Raw genomic sequence first — 4,859 nt, forward strand, 5'->3', positions numbered from 1 at the left:
GGGAGCACGGCCCCCCCGCCCGCGCCCCCACCCCCCCCCACCGCCCCCCGGGCCCCCCCCGCCCCCCGGGGGCGGCGCGGGGGCGGCGGCCTTTGGCCCCCCCCCCCCACCCCGGTGTCACCGGGCCGGCGGGGCCGGTGCGTGGCCCGACGGGCGGGCGGTGAAGGTGCCGCGGCCCTGGGTGCGGCCGCGCAGCCGGGTCGCGTAGCCGAAGAGCTCGGCCAGCGGCACGGTGGCGGTGAGCACCGCCGAGCCGCCCCGCGCCACGGAACCGGTGACCCGGCCGCGCCGGGCGGCCAGGTCGCCGAGCACGCCGCCCACCGCGTCCTCGGGCACGGTGACCGTGACCTCGGCGACCGGCTCCAGGAGCGTCATCGCGCAGGCCCGCAGGGCCTCCCGGAGACCGAGCCGCCCCGCCGTGCGGAACGCCGTGTCGGAGGAGTCCTTCACGTGCGTCGAGCCGTCGGTCAGGGTGACCCGGAGCCCGGTGACCGGATGCCCGCCGAGCGGTCCCTCGGCGAGGGCGTCCCGGCAGCCGGCCTCGACCGCGCGGACGTACTCCTGCGGCACCCGGCCGCCGGCGACCGCCGACCGGAACGCGAAGCCCGCCTCGTAGCCGCCTTCGTGCCCGAGGGCTTCGACGTCCAGGACGATGTGCGCGAACTGGCCCGCCCCGCCGGTCTGGTGGACGTGCCGGTGGACGAAACCGGTGACCCCGCGGGCCACGGTCTCCCGCAGGGCGACCCGCGGCCGGCCCACCGTCACCTCGGGGCCGCCGTCCCGGCGGATCTTCTCCACCGCGACCTCCAGGTGCAGTTCGCCCATCCCGGACAGCACGGTCTGCCCGGTCTCGGCGTCGGTGCGCACCGCCAGCGAGGGATCCTCCTCCGCCAGCCGGGCCAGCGCCTCGGCCAGCCGGCCGGTGTCGGTACGGCGGCGGGCCTCGACGGCGACCGAGACCACCGGTTCCGCGACGGCCGGCGGCTCCAGGAGCAGCGGGGCGTCCGGAGCGCACAGCGTGGCGCCGGGGCGGGCCGACCGCAGCCCGACGACGGCCACGATGTCACCGGCCACCGCCCGGTCGAGGGGCTCGTGCCGGCCGGCCATGACACGGAGGATGCGCGCCACGCGCTCGCTGCGGCGCGTCGCCGGGTCCCACACGGTGTCTCCCTTCCCGATCGTGCCGGAGTAGACCCGGACATGGGTGAGGCGTCCGGTGGCGGTCGCGGTCACCTTGAACACGAGTGCCGCGAACGGCCCCTCGGGGTCGGCGGCCCGCCGCTGCTCGGCACCCTCGTGGGTACCGCGCACCGCGGGGACGTCGAGCGGTGCGGGGAGGTAGGCCACGGCCGCGTCGAGGAGCGGTTCGATGCCGCGGTTGCGGTAGGCGGAGCCGCACAGCACGACGACGCCCGCGCCGCTCAGGGTGAGGTCCCGCAGGGCACCGGCCAGCGTGGCGTCGGACAGCCGGCCGGGCGGTGCGCAGAACTCCTCCAGCGCACCCGGGTGCAGCGCGGCCACCGCCTCCTCCAGCGCGTGCCGTCGCCGGTCCGCCGCCTCCCGCAGCTCCTGCGGAACGGGCCCCCGCGTCGCCGTACCGCCGTCGTCCGCCCAGACCAGCGCGCGCATGCGCACGAGGTCGACGACGCCGGTGAAGCCGTCCTCGGTGCCGATGGGCAGCTGGACGACGAGCGGGGCCGGGTGCAGGCGGGTGCGGATCGACTCGACGGCTCTGTCGAGGTCGGCGCCCGCGCGGTCCAGCTTGTTGACGAAGGCGATCCTGGGGACGCCGTGCCGGTCGGCCTGCCGCCACACCGACTCGCTCTGCGGCTCGACGCCGGCGACCGCGTCGAACACGGCGATCGCGCCGTCGAGGACGCGCAGGGAGCGTTCGACCTCGTCGGCGAAGTCGACGTGGCCGGGGGTGTCGATGAGGTTGACGCGGTGGCCGTCCCAGGCGCAGCTGACGGCCGCCGCGAAGATGGTGATGCCGCGGTCGCGCTCCTGGGGGTCGAAGTCGGTGACGGTGGTGCCGTCGTGGACCTCGCCGCGTCGGTGGATGGTGCCGGTGGCGAAGAGGATGCGTTCGGTGACGGTGGTCTTCCCGGCGTCGACGTGGGCGAGGATGCCCAGGTTGCGGACGGCGGCAAGGGGGTTGACGGGGTTCGTGCGGAGTTCGGTGCGCATGGCCCGGTGCCTCTCGGATGACGGTTGCCGGAATGGGCAGCGCGATGTCCCGTGCGGCGAAGTCCACCGGTCACCTATGACGGCACATCAGAATCGGCGCAGATGACGGTGGTTGGGTGATCGGGTCGCTCGTCACGGAGTCCGGTGCCGGCCGCGCGGCGGGCACCGGAGGGACGGGGACACGAGGATCACGTCGTACCGGGACAGGGGGGAGGCGACGGCGGTGCGGTCCCGCATGGCCCTCTCCCCTCGGTCGTCCGGACGCGTCACGGCAGAACAGGGCGGCCGCGGGTCGCGGCCACGGTGCGTGACAGTGGATGAGTGTAGGCAGGGGTGCGAATCGTGGCACCCGGTTTTCGGCCGGCCGCCCCGATCGCGGACAACGGCCGCGAACCGCAGTTCCCACGACCCGCTGAGCGACACGCACCCGACCACCGACCGGGGGGACGGCCTGGTGGAGCTCAGGTGGTGGCACCTGGCCGTGGTCAACGCCGGCCGCCGTCCGCGGCCGTACGCCGAGGGCGCCCCGGTCGCCGACAGCCCGAACCGGCTCTCGGAAGGCCTCACCTCGCTCGGGCTGCCGTGGCTGGTGGGCGGCCACGAGTACGCGGGCGCCGTCGACATCGTGTTCCACGACGGCATCGGTGACATCCGCGTCGTGAACCGCCCGCCGGCCGCGGACGGGTTCCTGACGGCGCGGTGAGCCGGTGTCTCCCGTCTCCGGCCCGCCCGCCGGAGACGGGAGACACCCCCGGCCGGTGCGGCGGCGCGGGGCCGTACCGTTCCCGAATGGTATGGAGTTGGTCTAGTCCTCTTGACTGACGGGCCTCGGCGGCGGTTTGGTATGTACCAAATCTCGGCCCACCCCCCCACCACCCCGCCCTCGATGGGCATCCCGAAAGGGCCACTGTCATGCACCTGGCAAGATTTGCGGCCTCCGCCTGTGCGCTCGCACTCGCGACGACCGGCGTCACCGTCGCGCTGGCCCCCGCCGGCAGCGCCGCAGGGAGCAGCGTCTACTCCGTCGCTCCCTACGTCGACATGTCGAACGGTCAGGAAGGACTGCTCGACACCGCCGTCACGGGACACGGGCTCAAGGCCTACACGGCGGCCTTCGTCCTCGGCGAGGGCTGCACCCAGATCTGGGGCGACACGCTCCCCATAGGCAACGACTCGTTCACCGACCCCGAGATCGCCAGGGCGAAGTCCGAGGGCGCCTCCGTCATCATCTCCTCCGGCGGCGCCAGCGGTGAGCCGCTCGCCTGGACCTGCTCGACCCAGAGCAGCATCGACGCCGGATACCAGGCCATCATCAACGACTACGGCGTCACCCAGCTCGACTTCGACGTCGAGGGCGCCGCCGTCGCGGACACCGCGGCCGCGGCCCGGCAGATGCAGGCGATGAAGGACCTGAAGGCGTCCAACCCGAACCTGAAGTTCTCCATGACCCTGCCGGTGCTGACCAGCGGGCTCACCGGCGACGGCGTCAACATCATCAAGGCCGCCAGGACCGCGGGCGTCAAGATCGACGTCGTCAACATCATGGCCATGGACTACTACGCGGGCACCGGCACCGAGATGGGCCAGGGCGCGGTCTCCGCCGCCAGGGCCACGCTCGCGCAGATGCAGTCCGTGGACTCCGGCTACACCTACGCCAACCTCGGCATCACGCCGATGATCGGCAAGAACGACGACGGCTCCACCTTCACCCTTGCGGACGCCCAGACGGTGGAGTCCTTCGCCGCGCAGAACGGCGTCGGCCGGCTGTCGTTCTGGTCGGCCAACCGGGACCAGCCGTGCGGCGGCAGCGCCAACTCGCTCTCCACGTGCAGCGAGATCAGCCAGAACAAGCTCGCGTTCACGGACGCGTTCGTGCCCTACGAGGGCAGCACGGGCGGTGGCGGCGGAGGCACCGGCACCGACTTCTCGCTGTCCCTGTCACCGGGTTCGGCCTCGGTCGCCCAGGGCGGTTCGGCGACCGCGACCGTCGGTACGGCCGTCACCTCCGGCAGCGCCGAGTCCGTCGGCCTCTCCGCCTCCGGCGCGCCCTCCGGTGTCGGCCTCTCCTTCAGCCCCTCCTCCGTGACGTCCGGCGGGAGTTCGACGCTGACGGCGACGGTCGGCTCGTCCGTGGCGGCCGGCACCTACCCGATCACCGTCACCGGCACCGCCGCGAGCGGCAGCCACAGCGCGACCTACTCGCTCACGGTCACGTCCTCCGGCGGGGGCGGGGGCGGCGGCTCACTGACCAACGCGGGCTTCGAGACCGGCAGTCCGAGCCCCTGGACCTGCTCCGGCGGCAGCTCGGTGGTCTCCTCCCCGGTCCACAGCGGCAGCCACAGCCTCCAGGTCACGCCGAGCTCCAGCAGCACCGGCGAGTGCGACCAGAGCGTCACCCTGTCCGCCAACCACACCTACACCCTCACCGCCTGGGTGCAGGGCCCGTACGCCTACATCGGGGTCAGCGGCGGCGCCACCGCGAGCACCTGGTCCAACAGCGGCAGCTGGAACCAGCTCACGGTCAGCTTCACCACCGGCGCCGACGGTGCGGTCACCGTCTACGTGCACGGCTGGTACGGCCAGTCCGCCGTCGACGCGGACGACTTCACCCTGAGCTGAGCACGGGCACATCGGCGAGGGGGCCGGTTCCCCGGGCGCGTGCCCGGGGAACC

3 protein-coding genes are annotated in these 4,859 nt (G+C 73.9%); 2 read left to right on the forward strand and 1 reads right to left on the reverse strand.

Features of this window, described 5'->3' with window-relative positions; all coding sequences use genetic code 11:
* Positions 1 to 117 precede the first annotated feature (117 nt).
* Entirely contained in the window at positions 118 to 2,187 is a 2,070-nt protein-coding gene (fusA, locus tag AB0472_RS42070) for an elongation factor G (protein WP_366364662.1), read from the reverse strand.
* 454 nt (positions 2,188 to 2,641) lie between these two features.
* Between fusA and AB0472_RS42075 the strand changes: the two genes are divergently transcribed.
* A complete protein-coding gene (locus AB0472_RS42075) occupies positions 2,642 to 2,890 on the forward strand; it encodes a hypothetical protein (protein WP_366364663.1) in 249 nt (82 codons plus the stop codon).
* A gap of 209 nt (positions 2,891 to 3,099) precedes the next feature.
* Positions 3,100 to 4,806 carry a carbohydrate binding domain-containing protein gene (locus AB0472_RS42080; RefSeq protein WP_366364664.1) on the forward strand — a complete coding sequence of 569 codons (1,707 nt, stop codon included), beginning with the start codon at positions 3,100 to 3,102 and terminating at the stop codon, positions 4,804 to 4,806.
* The last annotated feature ends 53 nt before the right edge of the window (positions 4,807 to 4,859 follow it).

Origin of the sequence: Streptomyces sp. NPDC086777 (genome assembly GCF_040702065.1) — a bacterium.
Classification (GTDB): Bacteria; Actinomycetota; Actinomycetes; order Streptomycetales; family Streptomycetaceae; genus Streptomyces.